Consider the following 18057-nt stretch of genomic DNA (forward strand, 5'->3'; position numbering starts at 1 on the left):
GGGTAAACACCTTCAAATAGCAGGGCAAGCCGCCTCCTACAATCCTCAGCAGCCTGCAGGAAAAGAGGGCCGCTTGGCAGCTGCAAGAAGGCAATCTCAAAGGCCTGCCGATTCAGCGGTAGGCCTTTTTTTTGGCTTTGCGTCGTGCCAGCCCGTGCCTTCACCCTGCACAATGAAAAAGGTGCCTGGTCTACCCGTCCAGCCCACCCAACCGGAGACGCATCATGGAAACTTTTTTCCAGCAAATCATCAACGGCCTCGTGCTCGGCAGCATGTATGCGCTGGTGGCGCTGGGTTACACGATGGTGTACGGCATCATCAACTTGATCAACTTCGCGCATGGCGAGATCTTGATGGTGGGGGCGCTGGTCAGCTGGACGGTGGTCAGCGCATTGGCTGATAGCGGCCTGCCAGGCTGGTCTTTGATGCTGATCGCCTTGGCCTGCGCCGTGGTGGTCTGCGTTACCCTGAACTTCCTGGTCGAGAAAATTGCCTACCGGCCGCTGCGCAATGCGCCGCGCTTGGCGCCACTGATCACCGCCATGGGCATGTCGCTGCTCTTGCAGACCTTGGCCATGATCATCTGGAAGCCGAACCCCAAGCCTTTCCCCTTGCTGCTGCCGACCACGCCGATTGACCTGGGTGGCCCGGTGATCACCGTCACGCAATGCGTGATCTTGGGCTCCACCGTGATGATCCTGGCCACGCTGATGTGGCTGGTCAATCACACCAAGCTGGGCCGCGCGATGCGAGCTACCGCGGAGAATCCACGGGTTGCGGGCCTGATGGGTGTGAAGCCCGACTTCATTATCTCCACCACCTTTGTGATCGGTGCCGCCTTGGCAGCTGTGGCCGGCCTGATGTGGGCCGCGAACTACGGCACGGTGCAGCACACCATGGGCTTTATGCCCGGCTTGAAGGCTTTCACTGCAGCCGTGCTGGGCGGCATCGGCAATTTGGCCGGTGCGATGGTGGGTGGCATCTTGTTGGGCTTGATCGAAGCAATCGGAGCCGGCTATTTGGGCGAACTGACGGGAGGCATCTTGGGCAGCCATTACGCCGACATCTTTGCCTTTGTGGCCTTGATCTTGGTGCTGACCTTGCGGCCTTCGGGCTTGCTGGGCGAGCGTGTCGCTGATCGTGCTTGATTGCGCTTGATCGTCCAAGGAGACTGATATGCAACAACAGCAAAACAAACTCTTCGTCTTCCTGCTGGCGGCACTGGGCCTCTTGGTCGTGCCCTTGATCGCCCAGCAGTTCGGCAATGGCCCGGTCCGCATCATCGACCTGGCGCTGCTCTATGTGATGTTGGCCCTGGGCCTGAACATTGTGGTCGGCTATGCGGGTCTGCTGGATCTGGGTTATGTCGCTTTCTATGCCGTCGGCTCGTACATGTTCGCCTTGCTGGCCAGCCCACATTTGAGCGAGAACTTCGAAGCCATACGAAATACCTTCCCCGAAGGATTGCATTCGCCTATCTGGTTGGTGATTCCGCTGGGCGCTGGTCTGGCGGGGTTTTTCGGCGTGATGTTGGGCGCGCCAACCTTGAAACTGCGCGGTGACTATCTAGCCATCGTGACTCTGGGTTTTGGCGAAATCATCCGGGTGTTCCTGAATAATTTGGAGTACCCGATCAACATCACCAATGGCCCGCGCGGCATCGGTCAAATTGATTCCCTGCATTTCTTTGGCTTGAACCTGGGCCAAGGTGTCGAGGTCTTGGGTTTCAAGCTGCCTTCGGTGACGCTGTATTACTACCTCTTCCTCGTGCTCGTGGTGTTCAGCGTGATCATTTGCTATCGCCTCGAAAACAGCCGCATCGGCCGTGCCTGGATGGCGATTCGCGAAGACGAAATCGCCGCCAAGGCCATGGGCATCAATACCCGCAATATGAAGCTCTTGGCCTTCGGCATGGGCGCCACATTTGGCGGTGTGGCTGGCTCAATGTTTGCGTCCTTTCAGGGTTTTGTCAGCCCCGAGTCTTTCAGCCTGCAAGAGTCGGTAATGATTGTGGCGATGGTGGTCTTGGGCGGCATTGGCCATATTCCGGGTGTGATCTTGGGAGCACTGCTGCTGTCGGCCTTGCCTGAAGTGCTGCGTTATGTCGCCGGCCCCTTGCAAGAGATGACGGGTGGCCGTTTGGATGCGTCCATCTTGCGTCAGTTGCTGGTGGCCTTGGCCATGATTGGCATCATGCTGGTGCGTCCGCGCGGACTTTGGCCTTCGCCTGAACATGGCAAAGCCGCGCCTCAGCCGGTCAGCAAGTGAGCACAGGAGCACAAGCGATGAGCGAACAACAAGTGATTCTGAAAGTGGCCGGTGTCTCCAAGCGATTCGGCGGCCTGCAAGCCTTGTCCGATGTGGGCATCCAAATCAACAAGGGTCAGGTCTACGGCCTGATCGGCCCCAACGGCGCCGGCAAGACCACCTTTTTCAATGTGATCACCGGGCTTTACACCCCGGATGCAGGGAGCTTTGAGTTAGGTGGAGCGCCCTATGCGCCGACTGCGGTGCACGAAGTTGCTAAGACGGGCATTGCCCGAACCTTCCAGAACATCCGGCTGTTTGCCGAGATGACCGCGCTGGAGAACGTGATGGTCGGTCGCCACATCCGCACAGGCTCTGGATTGCTCGGTGCGGTGTTCCGCACGCCAGGGTTCAAGGCCGAAGAAGCAGCGATCGCCAAGCGCGCTCAAGAGCTGCTGGACTATGTGGGCATTGGGAAGTACGCGGAATACAAAGCCCGTACGCTGAGCTACGGCGACCAGCGCCGCCTGGAGATTGCACGCGCCCTGGCTACCGACCCCAAGCTGATTGCCTTGGACGAGCCGGCTGCCGGTATGAACGCCACCGAGAAAGTGGTACTGCGTGAGCTGATCGATCGCATCCGCAAAGATGGCCGCACGATTTTGCTGATCGAGCACGACGTCAAGCTGGTGATGGGCTTGTGCGACCGCGTCACGGTGCTGGACTACGGCAAGCAAATCGCTGAGGGCACGCCTTACGACGTGCAGCGCAATGAAAAGGTGATCGAGGCCTATTTGGGCGCAGGCCACACCAATCACTGAAAGAACCATCACATGTCAGCAACTACATTGCTTCAGGTCAGCGGACTCAAGGTGGCTTATGGCGGCATTCAGGCCGTCAAGGGCGTGAGCTTCGAAGTGCGTCAAGGGGAGTTGGTCAGCTTGATTGGCGCCAATGGTGCCGGCAAGACCACGACGCTCAAGGCCATCACCGGCATTCAGCCGGTGGCCGAGGGCGACATCCAGTTCATGGGTAAATCCATCAAGGGCCAGGGCGCTTGGGATTTGGTCAAGCAAGGTCTGGTGATGGTGCCAGAAGGGCGGGGCACTTTCACCCGCATGACCATCACCGAGAACTTGCAGATGGGCGCCTACATCCGCAATGACAAGGCACAGATCGAGGCCGATATCGAAAAGGTCTTCACCATCTTCCCGCGTTTGAAAGAGCGCCGCGCTCAGTTGGCCGGCACCATGTCGGGCGGCGAACAACAGATGTTGGCCATGGGGCGCGCCTTGATGACACAGCCCAAGGTCTTGTTGCTGGATGAGCCCTCGATGGGCTTGTCGCCCATCATGGTGGACAAGATCTTTGAGGTCGTGAATGACATCCACGCGCAGGGCGTGACGATTTTATTGGTGGAGCAGAACGCCAGCCGCGCCTTGCAAATCGCCAGCCGGGGTTATGTGATGGAGTCCGGCGAGGTGACGATGACCGGTGAGGGCAAGGCCTTGCTGAGCGATCCCAAGGTTCGGGCTGCGTATTTGGGTGAGTAAGTCCACCGCCTAGCACGCAGCAAAATGAGAAATGGGCGCCGAGGCGCCCATTTTGTTTGGTGCTTTACGTGCTTTGCGATCAGACCGGCTTGACTAGCTTGGAGCGCGCCCATTCGTCGGCCACGCGGCCCGGGGTGGTGCCGGCAGACTTGACGCGGTCCAGCAACTCGGCCACGCGCTCGCCGATGCGGCTCACTTCGGTCATCACGGCGGTTTCTTCGCCTTCATTGCGGTACTCGCGTGCCACGCTGATGATGCCGCCGGCATTGACCAGATAGTCGGGCAGATAGCAGATGCCGCGCTGTTGCAGGGCGTCGCCGTCCTCGACGGTGGCCAATTGGTTGTTGGCCGCACCGGCGATCAGTTGGGCGCGTATGCCAGGGATGCTGTGCGCGTTCAGCGATGCGCCCAGGGCGCAAGGGGCCAGCACATCGACATCGGCGCTCAGGATGGCATCGATGCCCACGGCTTGGGCGCCGAGTTGTTCTTGGGCGCGAGCCACCTTGGCGGCGTCCACATCGGCCACCACCAGTTTGGCGCCAGCCTTGTGCAAGAACTCAGCCAAATGCCAACCCACGGCACCCAGGCCTTGCAATGCCACACGCACACCGGCCAGCGATTCGCGCTTCAGATGCAGGCGCACGCCGGCTTCGATTGAGACGAACACACCCCAGGCGGTCTTGGGGCTGGGGTCGCCGCCGAAGGCACCGGCGCGAGGAATGCCGCTGACGAATTGGGTTTGGGCTTGCATGCCCAGCATATCGGCCGTGGTGGTGCCCACGTCTTCTGCAGTGATGTAGGCGCCGTTCAAGGACTGCACGGCGCGACCGAAGGCTGCGAACAGGGCAGGGCGGTCAAAGTTGCCGGCCGGCTTGATGATCACGGCCTTGCCGCCGCCGAAGGGCAGATCGGCCAGCGCATTCTTCAAGCTCATGCCTTGTGACAAACGCAGGGCGTCGTTCAGGGCGGCCAATTCGTTGTCGTAGGTCCAAAGGCGGCAGCCACCGAAGGCCGGGCCACGGGCGGTGCTGTGCACAGCCAAGATGCCCTTCAGGCCGGTTTGCTCGTCGGCGACAAGCAACACGCGCTCATGCGGGGCTTGGCCGGGCAGACCGAACAAAGAGGAGGGGATGGAGGATGCAGGAGCGGCCGCAATGGCGCTTGCGAGATCGGAGATCGCGTTCATAGGATTTGGCACTCGTGATGCTGAAAAAAGAGCCGGTGGCTCGTGGACCTGGCCGCTTTTGGCGGCCGAGTCGCTAAGTGTAATTGGCAAGGGTGCGGCCCCGCTAGCGCTGTGGACCGCCGGCTTGCCCCTCTGGGCTTCAAATTGCCTGAAAGCCGTCCCGGCGCAGGGTGACGACCAAGGTGTCACGGTGGCCATGTTCGGCCGCCGGCTGGATGGGCGTGGTCTCGTGAATCACTCGCTCATCGTCCAGCAACAACAGGGTCCATGGCTGGCTGAGCGTGAAGCGCTGGCCGTTCGGGCCTTGGGCTTCGAAGACACGCGACTCTCCGCCCTTGATGCCATGGCGACCCAGCAAAAACACCGCGACCAGATCGACGCCGTCGCGATGCGCCCCTTCGGGCGTGGGTCGGCCAATGCCGTCGGTGGTGTCAATGCGGAACTGGTGGGCCTCAATGAACCATGCGCGTTCCCCCTTGAGACGGGAGGTGATGCCGGCCAGGCCGAGCAGCAATTGGCGCCACGCCGGGTTTGCCACCGCCGCATCGGCCATAGGTTCGAACCAGCGTTCGATGCCGCCGTGCAAGGCGTTGTAGTCCAGCGGCTGCCAATGTGCGCGATGCGGCACTTGGCTCAGGTTCGTGCCCTCAGCCACAAAGCAGCTGTGGCGACGGAAGCGATAGCGGCCGCCGTCACGCAAATAGGTGTCGGGCGGTAAGTCGTTCCAAAAAGGCTGTAGGGCTGATAGTTCGTCCGCGCTGCAGCCCAAAGCGGACGGCAAGGTGGCCGGGGCAATCACGCTGTGCCCTAGGGCCTTGAGGCGCGCTTCAAAGCTATCGGCGGAGTCGTATGGCGGTTCAAAGATCAAGACCTGGCCCTCGGCAAAACAGAGTCAATGGATTGTGTTTCAAGCGCTCAGCTTGTCGGCCTCGGACGTGAAGCTGTCTGCAAAGAACTCATCGGCCGGCAATCCGCACTGGGCCACGAAGTCGGCCTTGGCTGAGTCCACCATCACCGGCGCGCCGCAGGCATAGACCTGATGGCCCGACAAGTCGGCTTGGTCGGCCATGACCACTTGGTGGACAAAGCCGGTGCGGCCCGTCCATTGATCTTCGGGCTTGGGCTCAGACAAGACGGGCACATATCGCAGCCAACTCGACTGAGCCGCCGCTTGCACCGCCCATTCATGCAGATAGAGATCGGCCTTGCTGCGGCAGCCCCAGTACAGCGTGGTCGGGCGGGTCAGGCCCAAGTGCTGCATGCGTTCGATGATGGCCTTGATGGGGGCAAAACCGGTGCCGCTGGCCAGCAAGACGATGGGCTTGTCGCTGTCCTCACGCAGGAAGAAACTGCCGAACGGGCCTTCCATGCGCAGGATGTCTTTTTCCTTCATGGCGCTGAAAACATGGTCAGTGAATTTGCCGCCCGGCATATGGCGGATGTGCAACTCCACCGCCGCAGGTGTGCCCAAGTTGTGCGGCGCATTCGCCATGCTGTAGCTGCGGCGAGCGCCGTCGCGCAGGATGAACTCCACATACTGGCCGGCGCGGAATTGGAAGTTCTGAGTCGCCGGCAACTGCAGGCGCAGTACTGCGACGTCCGCGCTGGGTTTCTCAATGCTGATGACGCGGCTGGGCAGCTTCAGAACCGGGAATTCACCAGCGCCGGGCACGGTGCGCGCTTCCAGGGTGCAGTCGGTCTGCGGTGTGGCGCAGCAGGTCAGCACAAAGCCTGCGGCTTCTTCTTCTGGCGTCAAGGTCTTGGCTTGATGCGCGCCGTGAATCACCCGACCGTCCAGCAGCTTGCTCTTGCAGGAACCGCATGCGCCGTCTTTGCAGCCGTAGGGCAGGCCAATGCCACCGCGTATGGCTGCGCCAAGCAAGGTTTCATCACGTTCGACGGAAAAAACACGGCCGCTGGGCTGGACAGTAATCTGAAAGTTCATGGGCTTGGTTTCAAAGCAAAAGGCGAGGCATTTAGAAGGTACTGCGGCCCGGGAATGCCGGGCCGTACACTGATATCCCATTTTGCCTGAGCTTGTCACATGCCCTTGAATTCGTCTGCGCGCCGCCGTTCGGCGGCGCCTTTGCTAAGACCTCAAAGCAAGGCCAAGCCACGTTTGTTGATTGTGGGTTGCGGCGACGTCGGCATGCGAGTGCTGAGTGTGTTGGCGGGGCGCTGGCAAGTGATGGCTTTGACCTCAAGCCCACAGCGCATGGACGAGTTGCGAGCTGCCGGGGCCCTGCCTATCTTGGGCAATTTGGATCAGGCGAAGACTCTGTCGCGTTTGAGCGGCTGGGCCGATAGGGTCTTGCACTTGGCTCCACCCAAGACCGAGGGATTGCAGGATTCCAGAACCACTCATTTATTGCAGGCCTTGAAGCGTGCAAGGCTGCCGCAGCGCCTTGTTTATGCCAGCACCACAGGCGTCTATGGCAACTGCCAGGGGGCGCGTTTTGATGAATCTCGGCCGGTGGCGCCGGCTTCCGATCGGGCGCGCCGGCGAGTGGATGCCGAGTCGCAACTGCGACGCTTTGGCGCGGCGCACGCGGTGAGCGTGACGATTCTGCGGGTGCCTGGCATCTACGCTTCAGACCGCGCTGGCGGGCACCCGCGCGAGCGTTTGGCAAGGGGTGCACCTGTTTTAAATCGTGCGGACGATGTCTTTACCAATCACATCCATGCCGATGATTTGGCGCGCGCTTGCGTCTTGGCGCTGAGCAGAGGAGCGCCGCAGCGTGTCATCCATGTCTGCGATGACAGCGAACTGTTGATGGGAGACTACTTCGATCTGGCGGCCGATCTTTGCGGGCTCGCGCGGCCACCGCGTATCAACCGGCAGCAAGCCCAAACGCTGATGACGCCGATGCAGCTGAGCTTTATGAGCGAATCCAGGCGCTTGATCAATGAGCGCCTGAAGCGTGAACTAAGGCTGAAGCTTCGCTACCCGTATCCCCAACAGGGTTTGTCGGCCTGAGCGTTTGATGGACTGTCGCTTTTAGCGGCGGCGTGCCGTGCGCCAGTAGCGAATCAGCAGATATGCGCCCAGCATGCCGCCCAGGTGGGCGAAATGGGCGACACCGCTGTTGTTATTCATGCCCAGCAGCAACTCCAGCGTGCCGAAGATGGCGACGAAGTACTTGGCCTTCATGGGGATGGGCGGAAATAGCGGCACGATGATGCGGTCGGGGAACAACATGCCGAACGAGAGCAGCAATCCAAACAATGCGCCTGATGCGCCGACCGTTGGTGCCGATGAGCCCGACAGATAGGTGACGATCAACTGCACCACTGCGGCGCTGAGCGTACTGGCCACCAGAATCTGTGTGTAGCGCTTGGCGCCCCAAACTCGCTCCAGCTCCGAGCCGAACATCCACAGGCCCAGCATATTGAAGAAGAGATGGAACTCGCCGCCATGCATGAAGGCGTAGGTGATGGGCTGCCAGGGCAAGAAATAGCCCGTCTGCAAGGGCCATAACTCAAACCATGGGCGCAGCCCTGGCACCAAGTAAAACAGGCAGTACAGGCCCACGCAGGCCAGCATGAACGCTTTAGTAACCGATGGAATCGGGGGCATGTCTGTCGATGCTTTCTAGTTGCCGCAAGGGTGTGCAGAACGACCAAGCACCGTTGCAAAAGCCCGAGTGTAAACGCAGCCTGCTAACGCAAAGTTTGCGTGCGCCTGTGCTGAATCAAGGTGTGAACTTGCGCACGAAATCCGATGTGCACCAGTTAGGTTTGGCGCATTTGCTCGTGAAATAGTTCCGAGCCGGCACAAAAAAACCACCTCTGGGGTGGTTTCTGTTGTTCGCAAGCTTTTCTGCGACTTTCAACTTTGATCTACCTGCCACCATAGTTTGACCTATGGTGCCCGAGGCCGGACTCGAACCGGCACACCTTGCGGCGGGGGATTTTGAGTCCCCTGCGTCTACCAATTCCGCCACCCGGGCTGGGTGCTTGGAGGTATCTCGCTGCTGAAGCCCACGATTATGCCACGTTATTTTTGGCTGTGGCAACATCTTTTTAAATTTAAAGCCACAATGCTCTGTATGAACTCAAGCAAGCCCATCGAGAAGAAGCAATACCCGAGCCTGGAAGATGTGATTGGCAATACGCCCATGGTGCGTTTGCAGCGCTTGTTGACCGCTGAGATGCGTGAGCGAGGCAATATCGTCCTGGCCAAGTTGGAGGGTAATAACCCAGCCGGTTCCGTTAAAGACCGGCCGGCGATCAGCATGATTCGGCGCGCCGAGGAGCGCGGTGACATCAAGCCTGGCGATACCTTGATTGAAGCGACCTCGGGCAATACCGGTATTGCCTTGGCCATGGCGGCAGCGATCCGGGGCTACCGCATGGTCTTGATCATGCCGGAGGATTTGTCGATTGAGCGCGCGCAGACGATGAAGGCCTTCGGCGCCGAGTTGATCCTGACGCCGCGTTCCGGCGGTATGGAATACGCCCGCGATTTGGCCGAGCAGATGCAGCGCGAGGGCAAGGGTTTGGTGCTGGATCAATTTGCCAATGCCGACAACCCACGCATTCACTATGAAACGACGGGACCTGAATTGTGGCGTGACACGGAAGGGCAAATCAGCCACTTCGTCAGTGCCATGGGCACGACGGGCACGATTACCGGTACCTCTCGATTCCTGAAAGAGCAGAACGCGGCGATCCGCATCATTGGCGCCCAGCCGGCTGAGGGTTCGCGCATTCCGGGTATTCGCAAATGGCCCGAGGCCTATTTGCCGAAAATCTATCGTCCAGAGGCTGTGGATGAACTGGTCCTCGTGAGCCAAGCTGATGCCGAGGAGATGGCACGCCGCATGGCGCGCGAAGAGGGGCTGTTTGCCGGGATTTCCGCTGCAGGCGCTTGCTGGGTGGCTTTGCAGTTGGCTCGGACCGTTGAGAACGCCACGATTGTGTTTGTGGTCTGCGATCGCGGGGATCGCTACTTGTCGACAGGCGTGTTCCCCGCTTGAAAAAGAGGTGAGCCATCGAAAAGACGGCCAGCCCTAGAATCGAGTCCAGCAAAGGATAAAGACCCATGGACGTTCATAAAGAACTCGACACCCGCGGCTTGAATTGCCCGCTACCGATCTTGAAGGCCAAGAAGGCCCTGGCCGAAATGGAAAGTGGCCAGCTCTTGAAAGTGGTGGCCACTGACCCGGGCTCTACGCGTGACTTTCAGGCGTTTGCGCGCCAGACCGGCAATGAATTGGTGGAGCAGCGCAGCGAAGCCGATGAGTTCATCCATGTGTTGAAGCGCCGCTGAAGCCGGGCGTTTGAATGAAAAAAAGCCACGCAAGCGTGGCTTTTTTGTTTGCAGCGCAGTGCTTAGAGCGGGCTCAGATATCGATAGAGCGCAGATAGTCGCGGAAACCTGCGCCGAGATGCGGGTGGGCGAGGGCAAGCTCCACATTGGCTTCCAGGAAGCCTTCTTTGCTGCCGCAGTCATAGCGTTTGCCTTCATAGCGATAAGCAAACACCTTCTCGCGCCGCAGTAGGCCGGCGATGCCGTCGGTCAGCTGAATCTCACCGCCCACGCCGCGCGGTTGGTTGGCGATTTCATGGAAGACGCCGGGCGTCAAGATGTAGCGGCCAGCCACAGCCAGACGCGAGGGCGCATCTTCAGGGGCCGGCTTTTCGACAATGCGGCTGACGTCCAGCATGCGGTCATTGACGGCTGTACCGGCCACAATGCCATAACGTCGCGTTTGCTCGGCGGGCACCTCTTGCACGGCCAGAATCGAAGCACGCCATTCGGCGAACTGATCCACCATCTGCTTGAGCACCGGAGGCTGGCCCACCATCAAGTCGTCCGCCAGCAGCACCGCGAAGGGCTCGTTGCCGATCAAACGCTGGCCACACAAGACGGCATGACCCAGGCCCAAAGCCTGCGCCTGGCGCACATAGATGCACTCCATATCGTTGGGTTTGACGCTGCGGACCACGTCCAGCAGCTCTTGCTTACCCGCCTGTTCGAGGGCTACCTCCAACTCGAAAGTCATGTCAAAGTGATCTTCGATCGGACGCTTGTGGCGGCCGGTCACGAAAATCATTTCTCGGACCCCGGCGGCATAAGCCTCCTCAACCGCGTACTGGATCAAGGGCTTGTCTACCACCGGCATCATTTCCTTGGGTTGAGCCTTGGTGGCGGGCAAAAACCGCGTACCCAAGCCTGCAACCGGGAATATTGCTTTGGTGATCGCTCCAGCACTCTTTGTCATAACCGTACACTCTCCTGTAGATGGCGCGCATTGTTGCATGCGATGGTTGCGCGCAGGCCCTGATTACAACATCGCAAAATGACATGAGTCTGTTGATTCTTGAACCGCTTGAGACCGATGTCATGCAATGGCTGTCGGAGCGCAATACCGTGCGCTTCGCACCGGAGTTGGTGGGTGAAACTGCGCAGTTGCATCAAGCCTTGCACCAGACCCGCGCTTTGATTGTTCCCCCCAGTGTGGCCGTCGATGCCGCTTTGTTGCGTGCCGCACCGCGTCTGCGGGTGGTGGGGCGCATGAGTGCCGGCGGCGAGAACATTGATCAAGAAGCTTGCCGCGCTGCTCGCGTGGAGGTGGTGCGCAGTCTCACCGCAACCGCCAGCGCCGAGGCCGAATTTGCCATCGGTGCCTTGCTCTCTTTGCTTCGCCGCGTGCCGGTCGTGGCCAGTGATGGCCTGATGGTCGGCCGTGAGCTGGGGTGCTCGACCGTCGGCCTGATCGGCATGACGCCGGCCTCGCGCATGTTGGCTCAGCTCTTGCCCGCCTTCGGTACCCGGGTTGTGGGTTATGACCCCAGCCTGCATCAAAGCGACCCGCTCTGGGCCCAATGGGGCATCGAGCCTTTGCCGCTGCGCGAATTGATGGAGCAAAGCGATGGCGTTTGTGTGCAACTCGCCTTTTTCCCTCGCTACCGTGGCTTGATTGGCGAGCGAGTGCTGGGCTTTGCCAAGCAGGATCAGGTTTTGGTCAGCATTGCCCATTCGGCCGTATTTGATGCCGCCGCTTTGGCCGATGCGCTGAACAGCGGCCGCATTCTGGCCGCCTGGTTTGACAGCATGGAGCCAGGCTTGCAGGAGCCCGGCTGTGTGCTGCACGGCGTGCCCTCCCTGCAGCTGACGCCGCGTTTGGCCAGCACCACGCGCGAATCGCGCGCACGCGCCGCCTGGGGCGTGGCGCGGCGCATTGACGAGCTGTTGGCGGCGCCGCCGGAGCCGGCGGCGGATTTCCGGATCAGCGGGCCAGGCGAGCTGCCTGATCCCGTAGCCGAGCGGCGGTGGCGCTGAAGTCGCTTAGGCGCTGACGCTCCTGTTCGACCACGGCGGCCGGAGCGCGGGCCACAAAGCCTTCGTTGCCCAGCTTGGCTTCGATTTTGGCGACTTCGCCTTCCAGGCGCGCAATTTCCTTGTTCAGGCGCGCGGTTTCGGCCGTCACGTCGATTTCCACATGTAGCGCCAGGCGAGCGTCACCGTGCACCAGCACCGGCGAGGTGGCGCTGGCTTCGTTGAAGGCGGCCTCGTCCGCAATGATCTGCACCTCGCTCAGCTTGGCCAGCGTCTTCAGCAGCGCGGCGGCCTCGGCGATGAAGCCCGTATCGCCGCCAACCAAGAGCGGCACTCGCGTTGAAGGTGAGAGGTTCATCTCGCTGCGCAGGCTGCGGCAGGTGCCGACCACGGCTTTCAGGCTGTCCACCCAGGCGATGGCCTTCTCATCGATGCGCTCCGGCTGCGCAATCGGGTAGCTGGCGTTGACCAGATAGTCGGTCGACTTGCGGCCCGCGATTGGGGCCACGGTCTGCCACAGCTCTTCGGTGATGAAGGGCGCGATCGGGTGCAGCAGACGCAGAATGGTCTCGAGCACACGGATCAGGGTGCGGCGGGTCGCGCGTTGCTGCGCTTCATTGCCGTTCTGGATTTGCACCTTGGCGATTTCCAGATACCAGTCGCAGTACTCGTCCCAAACGAAGGAGTAGATCGCGGTGGCCACATGGTCGAGCCGGTACTCGGCAAAACCTTGGGCGATGGTCAGCTCGGTCTTTTGCAGTGCACTGCTGATCCAGCGATCGGCAAGGCTGAAGTCCAGATAGCCGTGAGCCGCGCCGCCGGGCGCGCATTGCTCTTTGCTGTGCTCCATCAGTCCGCAGTCTTGGCCCTCGGTGTTCATCAGCACAAAGCGGGTGGCGTTCCAGAGCTTGTTGCAGAAGTTGCGATAGCCCTCGCAGCGCTTGCTGTCGAAATTGATGCTGCGGCCCAGCGAGGCCAGCGAAGCGAAGGTGAAGCGCAAGGCATCGGCGCCGAAACCAGGAATGCCTTCCGGGAATTCCTTTTCGGTGGCTTTGCGCACCTTGGGCGCCGTCTCGGGGCGGCGCAAGCCGGTAGTGCGCTTGTCCAGCAGGGGGCCGAGCTCAATGCCGTCGATCAGGTCGACCGGGTCCAGCACATTGCCTTCGCTCTTGCTCATCTTCTGGCCTTGCGAATCGCGCACCAGGCCGTGGATGTAAACATGCTTGAAGGGCACTTTGCCGGTGAAGTGCTTGGTCATCATGATCATCCGGGCGACCCAGAAGAAGATGATGTCGTAACCCGTCACCAGCACGGAGCTGGGCAGGAACAGGTCTTGGTCCTGCGTCTGCTCGGGCCAGCCCAGGGTCGAGAAGGGCACCAGAGCAGAGGAATACCAGGTGTCCAGCACGTCTTCATCGCGCGTCAGCTCGCCGGTGTAGCCGGCCGCTGTGGCTTTGCCGCGTGCATCTTCTTCGTTATGCGCAACAAACAATTCGCCGCCCGAGCCATACCAGGCTGGGATTTGATGGCCCCACCAGAGCTGGCGCGAGATGCACCAGTCGTTGATATTGCCCATCCAGTGGTTGTAGGTGTTGACCCACTGCTCGGGGAAGAATTTCACATCGCCTGAGGCCACTGCCTCGACCGCACCTGCGGCGATGCTCTTGCCTTGCTTGCCGGGCTTGTTCATGGCGACAAACCATTGGTCGGTCAGCATGGGCTCGATCACCTGGCCGGTGCGCTCGCAGCGCGGCACCATCAGCTTGTGCTTTTTGACCTCAACCAGGAAGCCTTGCGCTTCCAGATCTGCAACGACCTTTTTGCGCGCCACAAAGCGGTCCAGGCCGCGGTAGGCCTCGGGCGCTTCGTCGTTGATCTTGGCGTCCAGCGTCAGCACGCAAATCATCGGCAAGTTGTGGCGCTGGCCGACTGCATAGTCATTGGTGTCGTGCGCGGGCGTGACCTTGACCACGCCGGTACCAAAGGCCCGGTCCACATAATCGTCAGCAATCACCGGAATCGTGCGGTTGCACAAGGGCAGGGTGACTTGCTTGCCGATCAGCGCGGCATAACGCTCATCTTCCGGGTGCACCATCACGGCCACGTCGCCCAGCATGGTCTCGGGGCGGGTGGTGGCCACGGTGATGTCGCCGCTGCCATCGGCCAGCGGATAACGGATATGCCAGAGGAAGCCGTCTTCCTCTTCGCTGGCCACTTCCAGGTCAGACACGGCCGACTTCAGCACCGGGTCCCAGTTCACCAGGCGCTTGCCACGGTAGATCAAGCCTTCATCGAACAATTGAACAAAGGTGTCGGTCACCACGCGCGAGAGTTTCTCGTCCATGGTGAAGTATTCGTGCTCCCAGGACACGCTATCGCCCATGCGGCGCATCTGGCGGGTGATGGTGTCGCCGGACTCTTGCTTCCATTCCCAGATGCGGGCGACGAAGTTCTTGCGACCCAGGTCATGGCGAGTCTTTTGGCCTTCCACACCCTTGTCGGCCAACTGCCGCTCCACCACGATCTGCGTGGCGATGCCGGCGTGGTCGGTGCCGGGGATCCACAAGGTGTTGTGGCCCAACATGCGGTGATAGCGCGTCAACGAGTCCATGATGGTCTGGTTGAAGGCGTGGCCCATGTGCAGGGTGCCGGTCACATTCGGCGGCGGCAGCTGAATGCAGAAGGACTCGCGGCTGGCGTCCAGCGTGGGCTTGTAGAGCCCCTTGCTTTCCCACAAGGGGCCCCAATGGGCTTCAAGGGCGGCGGGCTCAAACGATTTGGCGAGTTCGGTCATATCGGGCTGTTCGCTCGGCAGTGAGGCCAAGCAGCGGAGTTCATGGGGGAATGGGGCTGGATTGTAGGCGGCCGCTGAGGTCGAACTTGCCCATTGCGCGCTGATCAGTCGGCGCGCTGGGAGCAAATGATCTTGTGAGTTGCATGGGCGCCATGCAGGAGCCAAAGCTGGCCTCGATCAGGCGTCAGGAAGCAGGGCGGCCATCAGGTGGCCGGCCCAGGAGTTGCGTGGTTCGAAGCGGGCCTCGCAGGGCACCATGGAATTGCGCCCCGCAGGATCCAGCGTGCACAGCCCAATGGCCAGCGCATGGCGTTCGCTTTCTACGCGAATCAGCGCGCAAGTGGACGCAAGCAAGGCGAGCGCCAAAGCCGCGATGGTCAGAGTTTTCATCATGAGGGATCCCTCCTCTTGTTCAGCTTGCGCCCTAAGGGCAGCGTTGGTCGAGGCAGGAGTCTAGAAGCTGAAGTTGTGCGGCTGGCGCACCAGCGGACATTTGTCCGTCGGCATTCGGCAAAAGTTCGCGCTTGGCAGGAATTGCAAGATGATCAGGGGGCCGCCGGCATTTCGGCAGGGCCGAACGCCGGCGGTGTGTCGCGCTGTTACATGAACAAATGTTCCCCGGCGTTCTCACCGCCGAGCACCACATAGTTCACTTTGCGCAGATCGGCCAAGCTCTTGCCACCGGAGTAGGACACCGAGCTTTGCAAATCCTCTTGCATCTCGCGCAAGGTGTCGGCCAAGCGGCCTTTCACCGGCTCCAAGATGCGCTTGCCTTCCACATGCTTGTACTCGCCCTTGTTGAAGTCGCTGGCCGAGCCGTAGTACTCCTTGAAGAGCTTGCCATCGACTTCCACGGTGTTGCCGGGCGATTCTTCATGGCCGGCGAAGAGCGAGCCAATCATCACCATGGCCGCGCCAAAACGCATACTTTTGGCGATGTCGCCATGGTGGCGAATGCCGCCATCGGCGACGATGGGCTTGGTGGCCACGCGCGCGCACCATTTCAGCGCTGAGAGCTGCCAGCCACCGGTGCCAAAACCGGTTTTCAAGCGGGTGATGCAGACCTTGCCGGGGCCGATGCCGACCTTGGTGGCGTCCGCGCCCCAGTTTTCCAGGTCAATCACGCCCTCGGGCGTGCCCACATTGCCGGCAATCACAAAAGCATCGGGCAGATGCTTTTTGATGTGAGCAATCATGCGCTGCACGCTGTCGGCATGGCCGTGGGCGATGTCGATGGTGATGTAGTCCGCGCCCACGCCTTCGGCCGCCAGTCGTTCGATGACGGCGTAGTCGGCTTTTTGCACGCCCGAGCTGATCGAAACGAACAGGCCCTTGTCGCGCATGTTCTTGGCATAGGCCACCGCATCGAGGTCGAAGCGATGCATCACGTAGAAATAGCCATTCGCGGCCAGGTATTCGGTGATGCCTTCGTCCACCACCGTTTTCATATTCGCCGGCACGGCCGGGAGCTTGAAACGACGGGGTCCGAACTGGACCGAGGTATCGCATTCGCTGCGGCTTTCCACACGGCACTTGCGCGGCAGCAGCAGGATGTTGTCGTAGTCAAAAATTTCCATGAGTCTTCGTCAGTTCGCAAAATCGAGGTGCGTTGATGCAGTGCACGCCCAAGGCTGCGAGCGCTTGACTTGGAAGCCCGGTGATCTGTGAACCGCTGAAGCCATCCAGCCAGGGATGGGGCGGCACAAACAAAAAACCGGGCGCCAAAATTTGGGCCCGGTGGTTGATTCTACGCGAACCCAAGTCATGCGCCGGCCGCTCTTTGCATCTTTCTGGTGCAAGGCCTGGATACACTTGTCGGCATGAAGGAGCCGACCACCCCTGGCCCAAAGGAATATTGCATGTACTCAGTCGTCATCAGCGGCACCGGCCTTTATCAGCCGCCGCACGTCATCACCAACGCCGAATTGGTTGAGGCTTTCAACGTCTACGCCGATTTGCAAAACGCCCAGAATGCCGAGGCGATCGCAGCCGGAGCGCAAGTCGCGTTGACCCATTCCAGCGTGGAGTTCATCGAAAAAGCATCCGGCATCAAGCAGCGTTATGTGATCGAGAAGAGCGGTGTGCTTGACCCGACCCGCATGTACCCGCGCTTTACCGAGCGGCCCGATGACGAACTGTCTTTGATGGCCGAGATCGGTGTCGATGCCTGCAAAAAGGCGCTGGCCGCAGCGGGTAGACAAGCCAGCGATGTGGACGCGATCTTATGCGCCAGCGCCAATATGCAGCGCGCCTATCCAGCCATGGCGGTGGAGATTCAAGCCGCCTTGGGCGCCGGTGGTTATGGCTTTGACATGAATGTGGCCTGCTCTTCAGCCACTTTCGCGCTGGAGCAGGCTTTTAATGCGGTGCGCTCGGGCGCCAGCAAATGTGTGCTGGTGGTCAATCCCGAAATCACGTCCGCCCACTTGGAATGGCGCGACCGTGACTGCCACTTCATCTTTGGTGATGTCTGTACCGCCATCGTGATTGAGCGCGCCGATCTGGCGGTTTCCAGCGATCAATGGGAGATCTTGGGCACCCATCTGGCCACCCAGTTCTCCAACAATATTCGCAATAACTTTGGCTTCTTGAACCGGTCCGAAGACAGCGACCCACTGGCGCGTGACAAGACCTTCCGGCAAGAGGGCCGCAAGGTCTTCAAGGAAGTGGTGCCGATTGCCGCCGCGCATATCGAAGGGCATTTGGCCAACTTGGAGCACAAGCCTACCGAGGTGCGCCGATTCTGGTTGCACCAGGCCAATCTGGGCATGAATCAACTGGTCATCAAAAAGCTGGTGGGCGATGCCGCCGCGGCCGGCTCCGACATCGCGCCCTTGATCTTGGATACCTACGCCAACACCGCCTCGGCCGGCTCCATCATCGCCTTCCACGAGCACCGCGCGGACCTGAAGTCTGGCGACCTGGGGGTGATCTGCTCTTTCGGCGCTGGCTACTCGGTCGGCAGCGTGGTCGTCAAAAAACGCTGACTTCG

General features: G+C 60.5%; 17 protein-coding genes and 1 tRNA gene. 9 read left to right on the plus strand and 9 right to left on the minus strand.

Annotated features, from left to right (window positions below):
* Positions 1-224: 224 nt before the first annotated feature.
* The 4 genes from LNV06_RS20685 to LNV06_RS20700 are packed head-to-tail and all read left to right on the plus strand — an operon-like array spanning position 225 to position 3800.
* Positions 225-1148, plus strand: a complete 924-nt coding sequence (locus tag LNV06_RS20685; protein ID WP_263540178.1) for a branched-chain amino acid ABC transporter permease — start codon at positions 225-227, stop codon at positions 1146-1148.
* A gap of 28 nt (positions 1149-1176) precedes the next feature.
* Complete coding sequence (locus tag LNV06_RS20690) at positions 1177-2268, plus strand: branched-chain amino acid ABC transporter permease (protein WP_263540179.1); 1092 nt, start codon at positions 1177-1179, stop codon at positions 2266-2268.
* A 17-nt stretch (positions 2269-2285) separates the two neighbouring features.
* Positions 2286-3068 carry an ABC transporter ATP-binding protein gene (locus tag LNV06_RS20695; protein ID WP_263540180.1) on the plus strand — a complete coding sequence of 261 codons (783 nt, stop codon included), beginning with the start codon at positions 2286-2288 and terminating at the stop codon, positions 3066-3068.
* 12 nt (positions 3069-3080) lie between these two features.
* Positions 3081-3800, plus strand: a complete 720-nt coding sequence (locus LNV06_RS20700) for an ABC transporter ATP-binding protein (protein ID WP_263540181.1) — start codon at positions 3081-3083, stop codon at positions 3798-3800.
* A 79-nt stretch (positions 3801-3879) separates the two neighbouring features.
* On the opposite strand, the gene LNV06_RS20705 is transcribed toward LNV06_RS20700, so the two are convergent.
* The 3 genes from LNV06_RS20705 to LNV06_RS20715 form a co-directional block, all read right to left on the minus strand.
* Positions 3880-4986, minus strand: coding sequence for a Leu/Phe/Val dehydrogenase (locus LNV06_RS20705; protein ID WP_263540182.1), 1107 nt, complete (start codon positions 4984-4986; stop codon positions 3880-3882).
* Positions 4987-5125: 139 nt separating this feature from the next.
* A complete protein-coding gene (locus LNV06_RS20710; RefSeq protein WP_263540183.1) occupies positions 5126-5854 on the minus strand; it encodes a 2OG-Fe dioxygenase family protein in 729 nt (242 codons plus the stop codon).
* A 39-nt stretch (positions 5855-5893) separates the two neighbouring features.
* Positions 5894-6931, minus strand: coding sequence for a CDP-6-deoxy-delta-3,4-glucoseen reductase (locus tag LNV06_RS20715; RefSeq protein WP_263540184.1), 1038 nt, complete (start codon positions 6929-6931; stop codon positions 5894-5896).
* Between the two features lie 99 nt (positions 6932-7030).
* On the opposite strand from LNV06_RS20715, the gene LNV06_RS20720 reads away from it, so the two are divergent.
* A complete protein-coding gene (locus tag LNV06_RS20720) occupies positions 7031-7963 on the plus strand; it encodes an SDR family oxidoreductase (RefSeq protein WP_263540185.1) in 933 nt (310 codons plus the stop codon).
* 21 nt (positions 7964-7984) lie between these two features.
* Here LNV06_RS20720 and LNV06_RS20725 read toward each other — a convergent pair whose 3' ends face one another.
* On the minus strand, positions 7985-8563 hold the full coding sequence (locus tag LNV06_RS20725; protein ID WP_263540186.1) for a rhomboid family intramembrane serine protease: 579 nt from the start codon (positions 8561-8563) through the stop codon (positions 7985-7987).
* Between the two features lie 288 nt (positions 8564-8851).
* Positions 8852-8936 (minus strand) — tRNA-Leu (locus LNV06_RS20730).
* A 99-nt stretch (positions 8937-9035) separates the two neighbouring features.
* Here LNV06_RS20730 and cysM point away from each other — a divergent pair.
* Positions 9036-9965 carry a cysteine synthase CysM gene (gene cysM / locus LNV06_RS20735; RefSeq protein ID WP_263540187.1) on the plus strand — a complete coding sequence of 310 codons (930 nt, stop codon included), beginning with the start codon at positions 9036-9038 and terminating at the stop codon, positions 9963-9965.
* Positions 9966-10030: 65 nt separating this feature from the next.
* Positions 10031-10258, plus strand: coding sequence for a sulfurtransferase TusA family protein (locus tag LNV06_RS20740; RefSeq protein ID WP_263540188.1), 228 nt, complete (start codon positions 10031-10033; stop codon positions 10256-10258).
* A gap of 73 nt (positions 10259-10331) precedes the next feature.
* Here LNV06_RS20740 and galU read toward each other — a convergent pair whose 3' ends face one another.
* Positions 10332-11213, minus strand: a complete 882-nt coding sequence (gene galU, locus LNV06_RS20745) for a UTP--glucose-1-phosphate uridylyltransferase GalU (RefSeq protein WP_263540189.1) — start codon at positions 11211-11213, stop codon at positions 10332-10334.
* A gap of 83 nt (positions 11214-11296) precedes the next feature.
* On the opposite strand from galU, the gene LNV06_RS20750 reads away from it, so the two are divergent.
* Positions 11297-12274 carry an NAD(P)-dependent oxidoreductase gene (locus tag LNV06_RS20750; protein WP_263540190.1) on the plus strand — a complete coding sequence of 326 codons (978 nt, stop codon included), beginning with the start codon at positions 11297-11299 and terminating at the stop codon, positions 12272-12274.
* On the opposite strand, the gene LNV06_RS20755 is transcribed toward LNV06_RS20750, so the two are convergent.
* The 3 genes from LNV06_RS20755 to LNV06_RS20765 form a co-directional block, all read right to left on the minus strand.
* Positions 12222-15065: a valine--tRNA ligase gene (locus LNV06_RS20755; RefSeq protein WP_263540264.1), complete on the minus strand. Its 2844-nt coding sequence runs from the start codon at positions 15063-15065 to the stop codon at positions 12222-12224. The two genes, LNV06_RS20750 and LNV06_RS20755, sit on opposite strands and share 53 nt — an antisense overlap.
* A gap of 177 nt (positions 15066-15242) precedes the next feature.
* Positions 15243-15458, minus strand: a complete 216-nt coding sequence (locus LNV06_RS20760; RefSeq protein WP_263540191.1) for a hypothetical protein — start codon at positions 15456-15458, stop codon at positions 15243-15245.
* 206 nt (positions 15459-15664) lie between these two features.
* Positions 15665-16642: a GMP reductase gene (locus LNV06_RS20765; RefSeq protein WP_263540192.1), complete on the minus strand. Its 978-nt coding sequence runs from the start codon at positions 16640-16642 to the stop codon at positions 15665-15667.
* Between the two features lie 282 nt (positions 16643-16924).
* Between LNV06_RS20765 and LNV06_RS20770 the strand changes: the two genes are divergently transcribed.
* Positions 16925-18052, plus strand: coding sequence for a beta-ketoacyl-ACP synthase III (locus LNV06_RS20770; protein WP_263540193.1), 1128 nt, complete (start codon positions 16925-16927; stop codon positions 18050-18052).
* Positions 18053-18057 lie beyond the last annotated feature (5 nt).

The sequence above is a fragment of the Paucibacter sp. Y2R2-4 genome, from assembly GCF_025717535.1.
Classification (GTDB): Bacteria; Pseudomonadota; Gammaproteobacteria; order Burkholderiales; family Burkholderiaceae_C; genus Paucibacter_A.